This window comes from Enhygromyxa salina, from assembly GCF_002994635.1.
Classification (GTDB): domain Bacteria; phylum Myxococcota_A; class Polyangia; order Nannocystales; family Nannocystaceae; genus Plesiocystis; species Plesiocystis salina_B.
The window spans coordinates 54,345-71,631 of record NZ_PVNL01000117.1; the positions used below are offsets into that span (position 1 = coordinate 54,345).

Genomic DNA, 17,287 nt, shown 5'->3' on the forward strand with positions numbered 1-17,287 from the left:
TCCCGAGCGAGCGAGCCGCGGGCGGTTTTGGTATCGTGCGCCCGTGCACACGGACGCCGAGCTCCTCGCAGCGTGGGCAGCCGGTGACACGCTGTCCGGCAGCCGGCTGTTCGATCGTCACTACAGCTCGGTCTATCGGTTCTTCGCGAACAAGCTCCCGGGTCCGTCCGAGATCGAAGACCTCGTGCAGCAGACCTTCATGGCCTGCATCGAGTCTCGCGCGCGCTACCGCGGGGATGCCAGCTTCCGCACCTTCTTGTTCGGCATCGCCCGCAACATCCTGCTCCGCTACCTTCGCGACGCTCGCAAGCACAGCGTCGACGTGGCCTCGACCTCGCTCGCCGACTGTGGGCTCGGAGTCACCTCGGTCTTGCACCTGCGCCGCGAGCAGCAGCTACTGTTGACGGCTCTTCGCCACATCCCGATCGACTCGCAGGTCGTGCTCGAGATGAGCTACTGGGAGCAGATGCCAGCGCGTGAGATCGGTGAGGCGCTCAACGAGAGTGAGGCCGCGATCCGAGGGCGGCTGCGCAAGGCCAAGCTCGAGCTGCGCGGCGCCGTAGAGGGCCTGGCCCGCACCCGCTCGGAGCTCGACTCGACCCTCGACGGGCTCGAGCAGTGGGCCGAGGGCGTCCGCGCGTTCTGGGACGCGAGGTGATCACGGGTCATGCTGGTCATCGCTCGCACGCTCTAAATGTTGATGTCGAACACGCCCGCGAAGCCGTCCTCGTGCGGCTCGAGGCAGATCGTGCGCGCCGGCTCGGCCCATGGATCTTCCTCGAGGTAGGGGTCGCCCTGAAAGTACAGCTGGGTGGTGAGCTGCTCGGCGCCGTCGCGCCAGATCTTCAGGTGAATGTGGGCAGGCCGCAGCGTGCCCGCGTTGGGGTAGCGACCGGGGATCAGGGTGGTGAAGGCGTAGCGACCGTCGGCGTCGCTCCGGACCCAGCCGCGGTAGTTGTGGGTCGCGCTGTTGTCGTAGGCGCCCGAGGGATCGGCGTGCCAGATCTCGATGATCACGCTGGCGAGGGGTGCACACGCCGCGTCGCTGACCAGGCCCGAGAGCGCCAGCGCGACGCCGGCTTCGCCGAGCGTGTCGAGGTTGCTGCGCTCGGGTGAGTCCGGCAGGTAGAACGGGCCCTCGATGTCGGCCGGCGTGAGCTCGCAGCCGCCGCCGGGGCTGGGCGGCGCGCAGGTCTGGCCGAGGATCGGATCGACTGGACCGCCGTGGTCGCCCGAGTCGACCCGCGCCGCGGGCACGCCGGTCTCACCGCAGGCGAACGCGGCGGCGCCGAGCGTGGTCAGCCCAACGAAGGCGCGCCGGGACATTCCGGGAGGTGTCGGGCTCGGCTCGGCGCTCATGCGATCCCCAGGGTACCGCTATCCGCGGCTCGCAACGTCGACGGCTTGGCGATAAGCTGCCGCCCCATGGACACCGACGACGAGACCCGCACCCAGATCGAGGCTGCCGTGTTCCGTCGCCTCGTCGCGCACCTGCAAGAGCGCAACGACGTGCAGAACATCGACATCATGAACCTCGTCGGCTTCTGCCGAAACTGCCTGGCTAAGTGGTACCGGGCCGCGGCCGAGGACGCCGGCCTCCCGCTCGATCTCGAGCAGGCCCGCGAGCAGGTCTACGGCATGCCCTACGAGGACTGGAAGGCGCAGCACCAGGTTGGGCCCAAGCTCCCGCACCCGCCCTCGTCCAAGCAGGGCTGATTCATGCCGACCTGGGCGCAGACGATCACGATCGCCAGCTCGGGCCGGGCGACCCACGATATTACCGCCCGAGTCCAGCGCGCGGTCGGCATGTCGGGGATCCGCTTCGGCCTGTGTAACGTGTTCATTCACCACACCTCGGCCTCGCTGATCGTGTGCGAGAACGCCGACCCCGAGGTCCGCAACGATCTCGAGCGCTTCATGGCCAAGCTCGCGCCCGACGGCGACCCCATGTTCGCGCATGTCGACGAGGGCGAGGACGACATGCCAGCCCACGTCCGCAGCGTGCTGACCCAGACCGCGATCACCTTCCCCGTGACCCAGGGCAAGCTCCCGCTCGGGACCTGGCAAGGCATCTATATGTGGGAGCATCGCCACGCCGCCCACGGTCGCCGCGTCACGATCACCGTGCAGGGCGAGACCCGCGACCCGGACGACCGCGCGTGACCACCACTCAACCCAACTCAACGGCCGGTCAATCCCCGCTGGCGAGCAAGCGCCTGCGTCGGATCATGGGCAAGACCATCGCCGACTATCAGCTGCTCGCCTCCGGCGACCACCTCATGGTTGCGATCTCTGGCGGCAAAGACAGCTACACCCTGCTCGAGCTGCTCGCCCAGCTCCGGGCTCGCGCCCCCATCGAGTTTCGGCTCACGGCGGTCCACCTCGACCAGGTCCAGCCCGGCTACGACGGCGCGCCTCTGCGACGCTGGCTCGAGCGCTCGGGGATCCCGTTCGAGATCCTGCGCGAGGACACCTACTCGACGGTCATCGACGTCACGCCGGCCGGCAAGGCCTTCTGCGCCGCGTGCTCGCGCCTGCGCCGGGGCGTGCTGTACACCAACGCCGAACGGCTCGGCTGCAACAAGATCGCGCTGGGTCACCACCGCGACGACGCGCTCGAGACCCTGCTCCTCAACCTATTCTACACCGGCAAGCTGCAGGCGATGCCGGCCAAGTACACGACCGACGATCAGCGCTTCGAGGTCATCCGCCCGCTGATCGAGTGCGCCGAGACAGACATCATCGAGCACGCCAATTGGGCCAGCTATCCGATCTTGCCCTGCAACCTGTGCGGCTCGCAAGACGGCCTGCGCCGCGAGCAAATGCGCGGGCTCATCGAGACCCTGGAGGCCGACAACCCCCACGTGCGCGCGAGCATGCTCAACGCGATTCGCAATGTTCGGCCCACGCACTTGTTGGACCGCAAGCTGTCCGATTACCGCGATTCAACCGCGGCACAAGCGGGTGACGCAGGCCTGATCACCCTGCGTCTTCCCCGATAGCGCGCGACTCGCTCAATACCGCGACCTGCTCGCCCTGAATGTCCAATACCTGCACGGGGCCGCCGTAGTAGTTGGCCATGCCCACGTCGATCATCCAGACCCGCTCGTCGCAAGCCGAGACGACGCCCTCCGTGTGCACGGTATGCCCGACCACCATGCGCTGGACGCCAATGATCTTCAATGCTTGCCCGAGCTGCTCGCAGTCGGCTTGGTCGGGCCCGTCGGAGTAGCGCCGCGTCCACACCGGGCCGTCCGAGTCCACCACCGCGGCAGGCGGCTCTGCGCGCTCGCCCGCGAGCCATTGCCGCGACTCGTTGTTGATGGTCTCGATCTGGCCCGCCCAGGTCGGCGTCACGCCGCCGTGCACGAACACGCTGTCGCCGACCACGACGATGGTGTTGCGCTTGGCCAGCTCCTTGGCCCATGGCTGCCCGGGCCAGAACGCGGCCACCCGCGCCCGGGCCTGCTCGGGCGCCTGCGCCATGATCTTGGCGAGCTCCGGCCGCGCGGTGTCGACCCCCGGCGCGTCCTCGAAGTCGGCGAAGCCACCCGGCGTCACGTAGCGCAGATCCCCGAGGGCGTTCATGAATTCGTGGTTGCCGTTGAGCAGGTGCACCGCGCCACCGGCCGCCGCCGCCTCGCGCTGAACCTTGGCGAGGAGCTCGAGGATCGCCTGCTCGTCGTCGCCGCGATCGAGCTGATCGCCGGTCTGGACCACCACCAGCTCGCCGCCGATCCAGTGATCCCCCTGGTCGATCGCCCCGGCCAGCCGCAGCGCCCGGCGGGTCGCCGCGATGTCACCATGCAGATCACCGACCGCGACCAGGCGCGCGGGCGCGGGGTAGCGATCGCTGGTCACGGGCAGCTCGCCGGGCTCGATCGCAAGCTCACCAGCAGGTCGAGCGGCGGGCTCGGTCGCCGCTGCCGCCGGCTCACCCGCGCTTGGCTCGGCCGCTGCCGATGCCGGCGCTGCATCGTGCTGCTCGTGGGCCGGGGGCGGGGCGAGCCGCTCGCAGCCCACACCCAGCGGCAAACTCAGTGACACCACCAGAGACAACGATCGATATGAATTCATCAGTAACCCGTGGGCTCACCAGCTTGGGGATTGGCGCGACCCGCCTCGCGCTCGCGCTGGGCGAGCGCCTCGACGGTGAAGCGGGTGGTCGGCTCGAGCTCGAGTCGGCGATACGAGATCTCCTCGTCGCTGTCTTCGCAGATCCCGTAGCTACCGTCCCGCATGCGCTCGAGCGCGGCTTCAATCTCGCTGATCCGCGCGCGATCGCGGCCAAGCAGCGAATTGGTCCGGAACCGACCGGCCTCCTCGGCCGCCGCGTCCTCGATGTCGCCCGGCTCGGCGGTGGGCGTGTCGGCGAGCTCGCTGGCCTCGGCGATCAACCGCGAGCTCAGCTGCGCGAGCTCGGTCTCGAGCTTGGCTCGCAAGCTGGCCAGCTGGGCTGCAGTGAGGTGGTCCATCGTGGGATCGAGCTTGCAGGTTGGATCGACGGCTGGCAAACACGCCGCTCCGGCAAGATTAGACCGGTTCAGTCGCCCGTCGTGATCGACAGCTTCAGCGGCACCCGAACGCTCGCGCCCGCTGCGGCAGCGAGGCTCCACGCGTCAGCGACCGACACCAGGCAGCGATCCAGCGCCGCGCCCAGCGGCGAGCTCCCCTCGATCGTCGCCGCCGAGACCTTCCCGCCTGCGTCGAAGCGCAGCTTCAAGGTCACCGCGCCCGCGAGCTTCGGAGCTTTGCCCAGCGCCAGCGCATAGCAGCCCACGAGGTCCCGCTGGCTGGCCTGGGCCATGTCTGCGAGCTTGCTCGGCGCGACCGAAGAGCCGGTCACCGTCGGCGCGCCGATGTCCACGAGCGGGCGCCCCCGCGGGCGCTCGTTGGGCCCGAACATGAATTGATCGCCCTCGATCTTGGGACCCCCACCCCGAAACGCGCTGTCGAACTCCTCTTGGGTCAGCGTCGACTCGTCGAGCAGCTCAGCGAGCTCGGCGTCGGCCTCCGGCGTTCCTGGGGCAGGTCCCGACGGCTGGATCGACGCGGCGGCATCGGCTGCCGGGGGTGACTCGGGGGCCTCGGGGAGCTTGGGGGCTTCGCCTGTCAGCTCCGGCTCGACCGGGCCGACCGCGGCGCCCGGTGTCGAAGCATCCAGACCAGGGTCGCGCGCGTCCGGCTGGGCCGGCTCGCTCGGGCGGTCCGGGCCGTTGGGGCCGGCCTGCGCTACTTCGTCGCTGCGCTGCTGGTGTTGATCCGCGAGCGTCGACTCGCTCGAGCTCGAGCACGCGAGCGCCAGCGCGGCGAGAGACACCAGGACAGTTGGCCGTGGTCGCACAGGCACCTCACCATAGTGGCTAATTATTGCCCGGCAGACGAGACCGGCGAGGTCTCGGCACCCAGCTGCGCGTGGAGCTGCCGATACCACTCGAGCGTCGCGCTCACCCGGGACGCCAGCGCCATGCAGCCCCACACCACGCACAAGGTCGTGCGCGTGTTCGCGTGGGTCTTGCTGCGCTGGCTGTCCTTGACCGGATTGGCGCACGGCCCCGCCGCGTCGTGCAGACACACCAGGCCATCGAGGCGCATCTCCTGGCCCGAGGGGTTGAACACGTAGCTTGTCTGTGGGCCTGCGATCTCGACCCGGAGCGGCGTCGCGATCAGCTCGAGGTCGACCACGCTGATCGGCAGTCCGCTGTGCAGCGAGACCACGTTGCACAGATCCACCGCGAGGTTGATCGAGCCCAGCTCCCGCTTGCGCGCGGCGCCCAGCAGGAACTCGCTGGCCGGCTTGCTGCGGCCCGAAGGCCGGAACCCACCATGTCGAAGCAGGTCGCGAACCGCCTTGCGAGTGGCGTCGTCCGGCGGCGGCAGCGGCGTCGCGTCAAACTCGAGCTCGAGCCCGGCGCGCAACCACGGCGGGGTCTCGAGCCCCTCGAGCGGCCCCGGCAGCCGGGCCACGAACACACCGAGCTGTAAGAGCGGATGCTCGGGAACGGTCAGTTGCAGCGAGCTGGACATCGCCGCCTGATACCGCGAAGCCGGTCGCGCGACCAGCACCGAAACCGCACCGAAGCCGCTCTAGCTCTAGCTCTAGCTGGACGACGCAGGCAGCAGGATGTCGACCTCGGTGCCCTTCTTGCACCGCACCAACATCGCCCCGCCGTGTTGCTGCACGAGCGAGTGACAGATCGCCATCCCCAACCCTGTCCCCATCGGCTTGGTCGAGAAGAACGGCTCGAAGATCCGCAGCAGGATCTCGTTGGGGATCCCGGGGCCGTCGTCGGCGACGCGCAGCCGGACCATGCCGTCTTCGCCCCATCCGAGCGAGACGACAATATTGCCGCCGTCGAACTCGAGCGCCTCGATCGCGTTGCGGACCACGTTGAGCACGACCTGCTGCAGCTTCTCGCGGTCACCGTCGACGTACATCGGGCCGGGCGGCAAGTCCGTGCGCAGCTCGATCTGCATGCGCGCGAGCTCCGGCGCGAGCAGCTCGACGACATGCGCGACCATCTCGTTGGCGTCGAAGCGACGGCGATACAGGTCCGCGGGCCGGGCGAAGCGCAGGAAGTCTTCGACGAGGTTGGAGAGCCGACCGAGCTCACCCTGCACGATCTCGACGGGGTCGAGCAGCTTGGGATCGTCCGACATTCGCTTGATGCGTCGCTCGAGCAGCTGCAGCTGCAGGCTCGCGGCGTTGAGCGGGTTGCGGATCTCGTGGGCGAGGCCCGCCGACAGCGTGCCGACGGCGGCGAGCTTCTCCGCGATCCGGGCGCGACGCTCGAGCTCTCGCGACTCCCGCTGCAGCCGAACCTTCTCGAGCGCGCGACCGACTGTCGCCAGCAGGTCGACGGGATCGAAGGGCTTGAGCACGTAGGCGTAGGCGTCGTGGCCAACGGCCTCGATCGCGTCGTCGATCGAGCTGCTACCGGTGATCAACAGGACCTCGCCGAAGCCATCGCCCGACTGCTTGAGCAGCGGCAGGAGTGAGAGACCGGTCGCGTCGGGGAGCCGGATGTCGACGAGCGCGACGTCGAAGCCCGCTCGCGCGAACGCGATCGCCTCGGACGCGCGGGCGGCCCGAGTCACTCGCGCACCTTCTTCTTCGAGGATCTCGGTCAGGTTGTCGGCGAGGTCGTCGTGATCATCGACGAGCAGGACGTGGGCGTTCCGCAGCTGCGGGCGAGTCGGCATCACGAGAGATCCCCCAGGCTCATAGAATGTCAGGTGTTTCATACGATCTCCCGAAAGCGCTCGAGCAAGGTCCGGACTAATAATGGCTTAGTCAGGACGATTAGCTCAGGGCCTGCCGATGACCGGTCTGGGTCACCTCCGACCGAATCGAGCTGTTCAGGGTGCCCTGTCATCACGAAGACGGGGCGCGCGCTGCCGTCGGGCCGGCGCTGAAGCTCGCGCACGAGATCCAACCCATTCCCGTCAGGCAGGCGTAGATCGATGATCGCGGCGTGAAAGTCGATGACAGCGGCGAGCTGTCGAGCCAGCGCCATGCTCGTGGCTGGGTGCGGAAGCACCCCTCTCTCTTCGCCCAGAATATCGGTGAGATTTTCGATCAGTGAGATGTCGTCCTCGACGATCAACACCGGCTTCTCGGCCACCGCCACGCGCCCCACGAGCTCGACGAAGGCGTCGAGGTTCAGGGGCTTGTCGACGATCGCCAGCGCGCCAGACTCGTGCGCTCGCGTCACGGTATCTAGGTCCGCAAAACCCGTCATGACCAGCACTGGAGTGGCAGGGCTTCGCAGCTTGAGCAGCGAGAGCAGCTCGAGACCGTTGCGCCCGGGCATGCGGACATCAGTGACAACCAAGCTCCACACGCGCTCGTCAAAGCAGCCCAACGCCTCATCGGCGCTCCTGGCCAGGCGAACCTCGACGTCCAAGTCTTCGAGGATCTCGGCGATGTTCTCCGCCAAGGCGGTGTTGTCGTCGATGAGAAGAATTGAGGTCTTCACGGCTGCCCCTGCCCAGCACTCAATGCCACACTGCGCACGGCGCCTGGCAAAAACATGTTCACTACGGCGCCACCCAAGGCGGCATTGTTTGCGCTCACGCGTCCACCATGGCGCTTAACTACACTCTTGACCAGCGCGAGACCTAGACCGGTCCCGCTGGGCTTGGTCGTGACCAGCGGCTCGAACACGGTGGGCACCGTGTCGAGCTCGAAGCCAGGGCCGCTGTCGGCGACGGAGATTGTCACGTTGGTGCCGTCGACCTCGGCGAGCACGCGAATGCCACCTGCCCCGCCGTCCTGCGCCTGAACCGAGTTGATGAACAGGTTGACCAGCGCCTGCTTGAGCAGACCGCCGTCGACCCACAGCTGCAGGTCGGCGAAGCCGACGCGCTCGAGCTCGAAGGCCTCGGGCACCCGCGCCGCCAAGATCGCGGCATTGATCAGCTCGATGCCGGCCACGAGCTCGCGTCGGGGCGGCTGATTTCGTGCCATCTCGAGCAGGTGGGTGATGATCGCGTCGCATTCCTCGACTTGATGCGCGATCTTCTCGACATGTTTCACCGCGCGCGCGTCCCCATCGACTCGTCGACGCAGGATATACAGCGAAGACTCCATCACGCTCAATGGATTGCGCAGGTCGTGCCCGATGCTCGCGGCGATCTGGCCGATCGTGGCGAGCCGCTCGCGTCGCCGCAGGCGATCCTCGACCTCGACCTTGTAGGTCTCGAGCATGATCGCCAGCTCGATGTCACACAGCCGGTCAATCGCGACCTGGAGCCGCTGAAGCTTGGCGCCATTGTCGACCGCGGTCTGGCTCGCCAATGCCTTGGTCGCGACCTCGCGGATGTCGAGCCGCATCACGCTCATGGCCGTGACCATGTAGCGCTGCGGCAGACCGATGCGCACGTGGAAGTGGCCGATGCGTGCGCGTCGACGGCAAAAGTCTTCGTCGTGCGGGCCCATGAGGCCGCTGCGCATCCACTCGACCAGGGTCCGCTTGAGCCGAGCGATCTGCTCGGCGCCGCCCGTGATCGTCTGGTGGGCGAGCGGATGGCTGACGATGCGCTCGCAGAAGTGCTCGGAGATCCGCTCGAAGTGCGGCTCGGCGAGCGGCAGGAATTCGCGCAGCAACAGCGAGTCCGCCGGACCAAATCCGACGTACCCAGCGACCTCATCCAGGAAGCTCGATGCATCCGTGGGGCTCGGGGCGGGGGAGTCAACGTCGTGCTGCTCAATGAGGTCCAACGTCTATGCCTCTATTCGGTCGCTAGACCTTCAGCGAGCTTGGCGAGCGCCAGCAGGGCGTCGGTTGTGGTGAACACACCAAGGATCTGATCGCTGCCCTCTCCCTCGACGATGATCGCGGTGCCGATCCGTCGCGCCGCCATGGTCTCCGCGACCCAGCTCAGGTTGGCGTTGGCCTCGACCGTCCACGGCTCCTCGCTCATGGCTTCGTCGACGGTGACCTCGGTGATGTCGACGCCCGGGAGCGCCTCGACGAGGGCGATGTCGCGGCTGCTGAGCACGCCCACGAGGTACCCGCCGTGGAGCACGGGGAGGTGTCGCACGCCATGGTCGTGCATGCGCTCGCGGGCAAGCGCGAGCGTTTGGTCATCACCGATCGTATGGGGTTGGGGCGTCATCCATCCCCCGACCGTGCGCTGTCCATCACTCATCGCGATTACAGTAGTGGCGCCGACATGTGGTTTGCCAGCGGCACCGACGGCAAGATTTGCTAGCAGTCGCCATCGAGGGCGTCGCGGGTTCGCGCTCAGCGCGAGTGGGGATTATTGACACGCTCGGCGTGACACCAACGTGACAGTTCACCCAGCGGGTGTTACGCGCGCCGCGTGGCGCGGGCCGTGACCTGGGCCGTGACCCGAGCGAAGTAGAGCGCACTGATGGTGAACCCGACAGCCCCGACGATCGCGGTGACCCACGAGAAACTGACCAAGAAGTCCAGCCAACTCAGCTCGCGCTGGCCGAAGTTCTTGAACAACAACACGCCGACGGAGCCGACGTATCCGAACGCGTCCGTCACGTAGATCATGAACACAGAGGTCCCCACGACCCCTGTCGCCGCGATCAGCCGGTCAAAGAGTACGCAGCCATAGGGCACGTAGCCGAGGTACAGGCCGACGCCAATGAGCACCATCCACGTGACCCCGTCGATTAGCCCTAGACCAAACCCGGCGGTGGCTGCTGCGATCAAAGTCACGCCGAAACCCATCAGCGCATGAATTGCGAGAAGCGCGCGCCGGTTGCCCTGAATCATAAAGATCGCCCCTAGTAATGCGAGAACGCACACGGCGACCAGAGTCTCGCTCCGTGCGAATACCGCGGCGTCGAGCACCCCGAGCTGGGCAAAAATCTCGGCGGCGAAGTTGTCGCGGAAATCCCGGTAGGCGGTGAGAAACACGTAGAGAGTGGTCAGCGCGATCAAGCCGGGAGCGAAGCGCGCAAAAAATGAGCGCCGTTCGTGACCGTGCATGACGTCCCGCTTGGTCCTCGCTTCGATGTCGGCTTCGGTGGGCGCCGGCAGCTTCGCGAGGGCCAACACAGACATCAGGAACAGGGGCAAGAACACCGCGCCACACGCGGCAGGCATCCATGCTTCTTGGACCCCCGAGTCCATTAGCTTCAAGCCCACCGCCTTCACGATCCCACTGGCCACGATGTACGACGCAGACAAGCCGGCGCCGAGCAGCTCGGTGGTTCGGCGGCCTTCGAGGAACCCAAACACCAATCCCCACACGGCGCCGAGCGGCAGGCCATTGAAGAACATCGCCACGACCTTGCCGCGCGGACCCACGAGTCCGAACCCGACCAGCGCGAGCTCGGCGATGGCGATCAAGCCGATCAACGTCCACGCCCGGCGGTGGCTCGGCGTCTCGCTGACGAGCCTGATCCCGATGAATTTGGACAGCGCGTAGCCGATCACCTGGCTGAGCACGAGGGCGATCTTCAACTGCACGCCCCAGGCTTCACCTTCGAAGCTCGCCGCCGCGAACGGTTTGCGGAACGCGTACATGCAAAAGTACGTGGTGAACGCGGCGCTGATGGCCCAGAACGTTACCAGGCCTGGTTTTGCGGGCACCGCCGCGGCCACGCCTGCCCGCTGCGGGTCGAGTTCACGCGTGCTCGGGTCTGGCCGATCGGTCACCAGCGGTGAGCATAGATCGTTGACCAGGCTGTCTGGCCGGTATATGCGAGGGAGGCCGATCCTGAGGTCGGCACGCCCGCACGCTCCCAAGGACTGCCCGACATGACAAAGCGATCGATCGAACTCGCGGCCCTGGCCATCGCCCTCACCTTCGCTGGCGGCTGCAAGGGCCGAACCGCGGCCTGGGAAGGCAAGGGGACCAAGGCCCCCGCTGACGCGACCGCGACCGAGTCCACGGCCACGGCCACGGCCAAGCCCAAGCCGCTCGACCCGGCCGAGATCAAGAGCACGCTGGAGGCCGCGAACACGGCCTGGCAGGCCCGCGGCCAGGGCAAAGACAAGGTGCTCGAGTCGATCGCAGCGTTCGAGCGAGCCATGGGTTGCACCCCTGGCGACACCCCACCAAAAGAGCGCTGCACCGAGCCTCCGGCCACGGCCGAGAACGCAGAGACCCTCGCGCTCATGACCCGCGCGATCTACTTCTACGCCGACTCGTACCTGCGTGGAAACGAGAAGGCCTACCTCGACTACATGGACCGCGCCGTGTGGTGGGGCGAGCGGGCCCTGATCGCCGCGTCACCCGAGTTTGGCGAGCAAATGCGCAGCAAGGCCAAATACCACGAGGCGATCACCGTCGTCGGTATCGAGGGCCTGCCCGCGATGTACTGGTACGCGACCGCGCTCGGGAAGTGGGCGCGCGCCTCTGGCTTCGGCGTACTGGTCGGTCAAAAAGACAACATCAAGGCGACCATGACCCGGGCCCTCGAGCTCGACCCGAACTACTACCACGGTGGCCCGCACCGCTACTTCGGGGCCTTCTACGCGATCGCCCCCGGGTTCGCGGGCGGCGATCCAGAAAAGTCCAAGGAGCACTACCAAAAGTCGCTCGAGCTCGCCCCCTACTTCCTGGGCACCAAGGTCTTGATGGCCGAGAACCTCGCCACCAAGCTCGACGACGAGGACATGTTCGAGAGCCTCCTGCAGGAAGTTCTCGACGCCGACGTTACCGCCGTGCCGGAGGAGATCCGCCCCGAGATGCAGATCGAGCAGGAAAAGGCCGCGGAGCTGCTGAAGCAACAGGAAGATCTGTTCTGATCCTGAACGTCCCTTCCGTGTGCAAGCGATGACGCGGTGACGCGGTAGTCGGAGCCGAGGCCCAGCGAACCAGAAAATCCTGGTTTGCGCCAGCCGTGCCCGAGTAAACCCTCAATGTACGCTGCGTAGATTCTCTCAGAGTCGATCACTACTAGGGGGTGAAGAATCCCCTGAACCCCGCGTCGAAAGCCCCGCTCATGACGGACAGCAAGAAGCCCCTCGATACTACTCGCCGCAACTTCATCGCTGGCTCCGCCGCCGCGGTCTCGACCTTCTTCATTGGTCGACCCAAGGCTCGAGCAGGTGACGCGGAGATCACCCTCAAGTTTGCGACCGTCGCTCCGAGCGGCACCCCCTGGTCCAAGCACACGTCGCGGCTGAAGAAGCGGGTCAAAGAGGGCACCGACGGCCGCGTCAAGGTCAAGGTCTACCTCGGCGGCGGGCTCGGAGACGAAGACTCCACCGTCAGCCGCTGCCGCAAGGGTGGCATCGCCGGCTGGGCCGGGACCACCGCCGCGATGGCGAGCATCATCCCCGAGCTGGCCGCCCTCGAGCTCCCCTACCTGTTCCCCAACGTCACCGCCGCCGACGACATCCTGGACAACAAGGTCACCGGTGAGGTGCAAAAGATGCTCGAGAAGGCCGGCTTCAAGCTGCTGTTCTTCTCGGAGAACGGCCACCGGTCGATCGGCACCAACTTCGGCTTCGTCAAGAGCACCGCCGATCTCAAGGGCAAGAAGATGCGCTCGCAGTCACACGACGTGCATCTGAACACCTGGCGGGCGCTCGGAGCGTCGCCGCAGCCGATCGCGGTGACCGAAGCGATGACCGCCCTCCAGACGGGCGTCGTCGACGGCTTCGACAATACCCCGCTGTTCACCTTCGCCGCCTCCTGGTTCCAGGCGATCACCCACTTCACGCTGACCCGCCACAGCTATCAGCCCGCCATGGCGGTCATGAACCTCGACGTCTGGAACCGGCTCCCCGCCGACGTCCAGACCCTGATCGCGGGCGATCTCAAGGCGGAGTCGGAGTACGGCCGCAAGACGGTCCGCGCGATCGGCAAGCAGCTGATCGACAACTTCGCCCCGGCCGGCGTCCAGGTCCACGAGTCGAGCCGCGCCGAGCTCGACGCGTTCGCCAAGGCCACCAAGCCGACCCACAAGAAGTTCACCGACAAGTACGGCTCGAGCTTCTACAAGGCGATCGCCAAGCACCTCTGATCCCGACCTCTGAACCTGCAGGGCCCGGCTAACGCCAGCTCTCCGTCGCGCGACCCAGCGGACCCCACTCGGGCTCTCCAGCTGGGTCTTCGTTTTTGTGGAACCGGCGCTCGTGGAGCGTACGGCGCGCGCTTCTCCGGTTGGGCGCGTGCCTCCGGCTCAACCCTACCTCCGGTTGGGCTCTAGGTAGTAAAGTCCGCTGGTGGAGTTCCTCAAGAAGCTCAACCACTGGCTGTACCAAGTGGAGCGGGTGATCGTCGTCATCTCGCTGCTCGTGATGTCGGTCGTGGTGTTTCTCTCGGTCGTCCATCGTCGCTACGCGGACCCCGAGAGCGTCCTCGCCGACAAGCTCGCCAGGCTGTTCGGGGCCGAGCGCGACACCCCGACGTGGGTCTCGCTGCAGGAGATCGCCGGGCCGGTGCTGCTGGTCGTGCTGGCCGCGATCATCTACCTGGGCTTTCGAACGGCCTCCCGCCGCAAGCTGTGGAACCGCGGGGACGAGAGCGGCAAGACCCTCGCGCAGATCCACGGCGAGCCGCTCTCGCACGCGAAGTGTGCCGCCTATGCAACGATCACCATGCTCGTGGCGTGGGGCCTGACGGTCCTGCTGTTCGGGACCGGCAAGATCGAGCAGTACGAGTGCATCGAGCTGCGCCTGGCGGGCGAGTACAGCTTTCACTGTGGACGGTTCCCGGCCGGGCTCGCGTGGGCCCAGCCGCTGGGCCTGATCTTGACGCTGTGGGTCGCGTTCCTCGGGGCCTCGATGGCGACGAGGGACAACCTCCACCTCAAGGTCGAGGCGGTGCAGCAGGCGATGCCGGAGAAGATCCAGCGGATCAGCGGGTTGCTGTCGGGGCTGTTGACGGCGGTCTTCTGCCTGCTGCTGGCGTACCTCGGCTACCGCTACATCATCGTGAAGCACGAGGAGTACGAGATCTCGAACGGACTCGGCGGCCTCCACAACGGAATTGCGATCCCCTACTTCATGAGCTTCATCGTCGTTCCCGTGGCGTACACGCTGATGGCCGCCCGCTTCGTCGGGCTTGGGGTGCTCTCGCTGCGAGGTGAGCTCGAACAGACACCGGCCGAGCTGCGTGACCTCAAACCAACCGGCTCGGTCGACGGGGAGGTCGGACAATGATCCGCCTGCTCGAGCCCCCCGCCCAGCACATCCGCAAGCGCGCCAGCGTGTTCGGGGCCCTGTGCGTGTTCCTCGTCGTCGCCCTGCTGGCGTTCACGGCCATGGCCGACGAGACCAGCGCGTTGTCCCAAGATCCCAAGTTCGGGGTCGGCATGGGGCTGACGCTGCTGTTCGCCGCGCTCGCGGCCATGGTCGTGCTCGGCATGCCGCTGTTCGTGATCATCGGCGTGCTCGCGATCTTGTGCTTCATGCTGCTCGGCGAGGACTATCGCGGCCTCGACACCCTCGATCTCCTGCCAGAGAAGGCGGCGGAGATGATGAGCAAGGAGGTCCTGCTCGCGATCCCCTTCTTCGTCGCCAGCGGGTCGATCATGAGCGCCGGTGGGATCGCCCAGCGGCTCGTCGACTTCGCCCGCGCGCTGGTTGGGTGGCTCCCCGGAGGCCTCGCGATCGCGGCGGTGTTCGCCTGTGTGATCTTCGCGGCGATCTCGGGTTCGAGCCCGGTCACGGTGATCGCGATCGGCTCCATGATGTACCCGCAGCTGGTCAAGGCCGGCTACGACCGCCGCTTCACCCTTGGCCTCGTCACCTCGGGCGGCTCGCTCGGGATCTTGATCCCGCCGTCGATCCCGATGCTGGTCTACGCGATCGTCGCGTCGAGCGCCCAGTCGATCGACGTCGCGGAGCTGTTCTTGGCCGGGGTCGTGCCGGGCATGTTGATCGGCGTGCTGCTCGCTGGCCGCGCGGTGTTCAACGCCCAGAACGTCGAGCGTGAGCCCTTCGCATTCAAGATCGTGTGGGAGCGACTGCGCAACGGGATCTGGGCGCTCAGCCTGCCCGGCGTGATCCTGGGCGGAATCTACACGGGCGTGTTCACGCCGACGGAGGCCGCCGCGGTCTCGGTGATCTACGCGCTGATCGTCGAGCTGCTGATTCACCGCGACATCGGCCCGGAGGACATCCCCAAGATCCTGACCGAGGCCGTGGTCAACATGGGCACGATCTTGATCATCATGGCGCTCGCGTTCGGACTCAACGCGTTCCTGGTCGAAGAGATGATCCCCGAGCGGGTGGTCGAGTGGATCTTGGCTCGCCACCTCACGCCGATCACCTTCTTGCTGATCATCAACATCTTCTTGCTGTTCGTCGGCGCGCTGATGGACTCGATCAGCGCGATCTTGATCATTGCCCCGCTGCTGGCCCCGATCGGCATGCAGCTCGGCATCGACCCGATTCACCTGGGGATCATCTTCATCGTCAACCTCGAGATCGGCTACCTGACGCCGCCGATCGGCATCAACCTGTTCGTGGCCTCGTCGGTGTTCCGGCAGCCGCTCGGGGAGGTCGCGCGCGGGGTGATCCCGTTCATCGGCCTCATGTTGATCGGGCTGATGGCGGTGACCTACGTGCCAACGATCTCGCTCGGGCTGGTCAACAAGGTCATGCGCGAGAAGCCGTTCTATGAGCCCTTCCCGGATCCGCCCGCCGCCCCCGGCGAGGCCGACGACCCCGACAGCGACGCCGACGTCGAGGGGGATCTCGGCGCCAACCAGCCGACGGTTGGCCCCACGGGTGAGCGCGTCATGTCGGTCGCCGAGATGATGGCCGCGGCCGACACCGAGGGTGAAGACGAAGACGACGACGACGACGACGACGACGACGACACCGCACAGACCGAGGGCGAGCCCAAGCCCGCGTTCGACTCCAGCGGCATGAACATGATCCCGGTCGATCCCGACGAGGACGACGACGACGAGGACGAGGACGAGGACGTCAAGCCCGCGTTCGACTCCAGCGGCATGAACATGGTCCCCCAATAGACCGCCGAAGCAGCGCCAAGGCCCTTTTCTAGGGGTTACTCATCGTCGTCGACCCGGCCGATGGTGCCGTCGCTGCGCCGGTCGTACAGCGCCCAGCGGCCGTCGTGCAGGCGCTCGTGCGGCAGGTACAGCGACTTGTAGGCCATCGACGGGCACTCCGACACGTACAGGCCCAGGTACAGCCAGCGCAGGCCCGTCCGCTTGCACAGCTCGACCTGCTCGAGGATCGAGAACACGCCGGGGCTCAGGTCTTTGAGATCGGGATCGAAGTAGGTGTAGACGGCGGACAGGGCGTCGGTGCCTCGATCGACGATCGCCACACCCGCCAACTCACCGTCGTTGACGAAGTAGCGGATCTCGAAGCTGTCCGCGCACGAGTCGACCAAGAACGCGCCGTAGCCAGTCTCGTCGATCGGGTCGCCCTCGCCCATGAGCCCGCGACCGGTCTTGTGCTTGTTGTAGAGGGCGACCTTCTCGGCGCTCAGCGCTGGTGGGCCAATCTCCACGCGAAAGCGCTCGCGCCCGCGCCGGTAGATCCGGCGCTGGGTCTTGTTGGAGGCGAAGGTATGGACATCCAGACGGATCGCTTCACAGGCGTTGCAGGTCGGGCAGTTGGGCCGATAGAGCACCAGGCCCTGGCGACGATCGCCGACGTGCAGTCGCTCGCTGAACTCCGCCGCCGTCAGCGGGCGCGTGGGGAGCCGCATCGGCAGCCGAGCCACTCGCGCGTCCAGATACGGACAGCTGGTGTCCTCGTCATAGACGAGCAGCTCCGGTGGGTGGCCGTCGAGCAGCCGGGGACGTCTCGTGCCCACGCTCATGCGGTTTGGTTCAAAGGGGGAGTTGGGTTGGCGAACCCAGACACAG

Annotated in this window: 20 protein-coding genes; 9 read left to right on the forward strand and 11 right to left on the reverse strand. The window is 66.7% G+C overall.

The window, feature by feature from the left end; translation table 11 throughout:
• Positions 1-43 precede the first annotated feature (43 nt).
• Entirely contained in the window at positions 44-658 is a 615-nt protein-coding gene (locus ENSA7_RS29025; RefSeq protein ID WP_106092629.1) for an RNA polymerase sigma factor, read from the forward strand.
• Positions 659-690: 32 nt separating this feature from the next.
• On the opposite strand, the gene ENSA7_RS29030 is transcribed toward ENSA7_RS29025, so the two are convergent.
• On the reverse strand, positions 691-1,326 hold the full coding sequence (locus ENSA7_RS29030) for a dioxygenase family protein (RefSeq protein ID WP_181234224.1): 636 nt from the start codon (positions 1,324-1,326) through the stop codon (positions 691-693).
• Positions 1,327-1,425: 99 nt separating this feature from the next.
• On the opposite strand from ENSA7_RS29030, the gene ENSA7_RS29035 reads away from it, so the two are divergent.
• From ENSA7_RS29035 to ttcA, 3 genes are read left to right on the forward strand one after another with little or no spacing between them, the layout of a single operon-like run.
• On the forward strand, positions 1,426-1,716 hold the full coding sequence (locus tag ENSA7_RS29035) for a DUF1244 domain-containing protein (RefSeq protein ID WP_106092631.1): 291 nt from the start codon (positions 1,426-1,428) through the stop codon (positions 1,714-1,716).
• A gap of 3 nt (positions 1,717-1,719) precedes the next feature.
• Positions 1,720-2,163: a secondary thiamine-phosphate synthase enzyme YjbQ gene (locus ENSA7_RS29040; RefSeq protein WP_106092632.1), complete on the forward strand. Its 444-nt coding sequence runs from the start codon at positions 1,720-1,722 to the stop codon at positions 2,161-2,163.
• Positions 2,160-3,002, forward strand: coding sequence for a tRNA 2-thiocytidine(32) synthetase TtcA (ttcA, locus tag ENSA7_RS29045; protein WP_244923942.1), 843 nt, complete (start codon positions 2,160-2,162; stop codon positions 3,000-3,002). Before ENSA7_RS29040 ends, ttcA begins: the two co-directional genes overlap by 4 nt.
• Here the strand turns inward: ttcA and ENSA7_RS29050 are convergent.
• From ENSA7_RS29050 to ENSA7_RS29085, 8 genes are all read right to left on the reverse strand, one after another.
• Positions 2,980-4,050 (reverse strand): metallophosphoesterase, encoded by a 1,071-nt coding sequence (locus ENSA7_RS29050; protein WP_244923943.1) that lies wholly within the window; start codon positions 4,048-4,050, stop codon positions 2,980-2,982. The genes ttcA and ENSA7_RS29050 overlap by 23 nt on opposite strands.
• Before the next feature lie 26 nt (positions 4,051-4,076).
• Positions 4,077-4,514, reverse strand: coding sequence for a TraR/DksA family transcriptional regulator (locus ENSA7_RS29055; RefSeq protein WP_219908076.1), 438 nt, complete (start codon positions 4,512-4,514; stop codon positions 4,077-4,079).
• Between the two features lie 29 nt (positions 4,515-4,543).
• Entirely contained in the window at positions 4,544-5,320 is a 777-nt protein-coding gene (locus ENSA7_RS29060; protein WP_106092634.1) for a hypothetical protein, read from the reverse strand.
• Positions 5,321-5,367: 47 nt separating this feature from the next.
• A complete protein-coding gene (locus ENSA7_RS29065; RefSeq protein WP_106092761.1) occupies positions 5,368-6,027 on the reverse strand; it encodes a phenylalanine--tRNA ligase beta subunit-related protein in 660 nt (219 codons plus the stop codon).
• A 72-nt stretch (positions 6,028-6,099) separates the two neighbouring features.
• A complete protein-coding gene (locus ENSA7_RS29070) occupies positions 6,100-7,203 on the reverse strand; it encodes a sensor histidine kinase (protein WP_181234225.1) in 1,104 nt (367 codons plus the stop codon).
• A gap of 38 nt (positions 7,204-7,241) precedes the next feature.
• A complete protein-coding gene (locus ENSA7_RS29075; protein ID WP_106092636.1) occupies positions 7,242-7,979 on the reverse strand; it encodes a response regulator in 738 nt (245 codons plus the stop codon).
• Entirely contained in the window at positions 7,976-9,223 is a 1,248-nt protein-coding gene (locus ENSA7_RS29080) for a protoglobin domain-containing protein (RefSeq protein WP_106092637.1), read from the reverse strand. The genes ENSA7_RS29075 and ENSA7_RS29080 overlap by 4 nt, the downstream gene beginning before the upstream one ends.
• An 11-nt stretch (positions 9,224-9,234) precedes the next feature.
• Complete coding sequence (locus tag ENSA7_RS29085; RefSeq protein ID WP_244923953.1) at positions 9,235-9,621, reverse strand: CBS domain-containing protein; 387 nt, start codon at positions 9,619-9,621, stop codon at positions 9,235-9,237.
• Between ENSA7_RS29085 and ENSA7_RS45490 the strand changes: the two genes are divergently transcribed.
• Positions 9,550-9,717 (forward strand): hypothetical protein, encoded by a 168-nt coding sequence (locus tag ENSA7_RS45490; RefSeq protein WP_244923957.1) that lies wholly within the window; start codon positions 9,550-9,552, stop codon positions 9,715-9,717. The two genes, ENSA7_RS29085 and ENSA7_RS45490, sit on opposite strands and share 72 nt — an antisense overlap.
• Before the next feature lie 98 nt (positions 9,718-9,815).
• On the opposite strand, the gene ENSA7_RS29090 is transcribed toward ENSA7_RS45490, so the two are convergent.
• A complete protein-coding gene (locus ENSA7_RS29090) occupies positions 9,816-11,087 on the reverse strand; it encodes a DUF5690 family protein (RefSeq protein WP_244923944.1) in 1,272 nt (423 codons plus the stop codon).
• A 156-nt stretch (positions 11,088-11,243) separates the two neighbouring features.
• Between ENSA7_RS29090 and ENSA7_RS29095 the strand changes: the two genes are divergently transcribed.
• From ENSA7_RS29095 to ENSA7_RS29110, 4 genes are all read left to right on the forward strand, one after another.
• Entirely contained in the window at positions 11,244-12,236 is a 993-nt protein-coding gene (locus ENSA7_RS29095; RefSeq protein WP_106092639.1) for a TRAP transporter TatT component family protein, read from the forward strand.
• 197 nt (positions 12,237-12,433) lie between these two features.
• On the forward strand, positions 12,434-13,459 hold the full coding sequence (locus ENSA7_RS29100; RefSeq protein WP_106092640.1) for a TRAP transporter substrate-binding protein: 1,026 nt from the start codon (positions 12,434-12,436) through the stop codon (positions 13,457-13,459).
• A gap of 202 nt (positions 13,460-13,661) precedes the next feature.
• Positions 13,662-14,600: a TRAP transporter small permease gene (locus ENSA7_RS29105; protein WP_106092641.1), complete on the forward strand. Its 939-nt coding sequence runs from the start codon at positions 13,662-13,664 to the stop codon at positions 14,598-14,600.
• On the forward strand, positions 14,597-16,420 hold the full coding sequence (locus ENSA7_RS29110; protein WP_219908077.1) for a TRAP transporter large permease: 1,824 nt from the start codon (positions 14,597-14,599) through the stop codon (positions 16,418-16,420). The genes ENSA7_RS29105 and ENSA7_RS29110 overlap by 4 nt, the downstream gene beginning before the upstream one ends.
• Positions 16,421-16,455: 35 nt before the next feature.
• On the opposite strand, the gene ENSA7_RS29115 is transcribed toward ENSA7_RS29110, so the two are convergent.
• A complete protein-coding gene (locus tag ENSA7_RS29115; protein ID WP_244923945.1) occupies positions 16,456-17,235 on the reverse strand; it encodes an arginyltransferase in 780 nt (259 codons plus the stop codon).
• Positions 17,236-17,287 lie beyond the last annotated feature (52 nt).

What these genes read in the sequence shown, in the direction of transcription:
- ENSA7_RS29030 (WP_181234224.1), bottom strand. Translation starts at nt 1,326, where the DNA reads ATGTCCCGGCGCGCCTTCGTTGGGCTGACCACGCTCGGCGCCGCCGCG.
- ENSA7_RS29035 (WP_106092631.1), top strand. Translation starts at nt 1,426, where the DNA reads ATGGACACCGACGACGAGACCCGCACCCAGATCGAGGCTGCCGTGTTC.
- ENSA7_RS29040 (WP_106092632.1), top strand. Translation starts at nt 1,720, where the DNA reads ATGCCGACCTGGGCGCAGACGATCACGATCGCCAGCTCGGGCCGGGCG.
- ENSA7_RS29065 (WP_106092761.1), bottom strand. Translation starts at nt 6,027, where the DNA reads ATGTCCAGCTCGCTGCAACTGACCGTTCCCGAGCATCCGCTCTTACAG.
- ENSA7_RS29070 (WP_181234225.1), bottom strand. Translation starts at nt 7,203, where the DNA reads ATGCCGACTCGCCCGCAGCTGCGGAACGCCCACGTCCTGCTCGTCGAT.
- ENSA7_RS45490 (WP_244923957.1), top strand. Translation starts at nt 9,550, where the DNA reads ATGGTCGTGCATGCGCTCGCGGGCAAGCGCGAGCGTTTGGTCATCACC.
- ENSA7_RS29085 (WP_244923953.1), bottom strand. Translation starts at nt 9,621, where the DNA reads ATGACGCCCCAACCCCATACGATCGGTGATGACCAAACGCTCGCGCTT.
- ENSA7_RS29095 (WP_106092639.1), top strand. Translation starts at nt 11,244, where the DNA reads ATGACAAAGCGATCGATCGAACTCGCGGCCCTGGCCATCGCCCTCACC.
- ENSA7_RS29100 (WP_106092640.1), top strand. Translation starts at nt 12,434, where the DNA reads ATGACGGACAGCAAGAAGCCCCTCGATACTACTCGCCGCAACTTCATC.
- ENSA7_RS29110 (WP_219908077.1), top strand. Translation starts at nt 14,597, where the DNA reads ATGATCCGCCTGCTCGAGCCCCCCGCCCAGCACATCCGCAAGCGCGCC.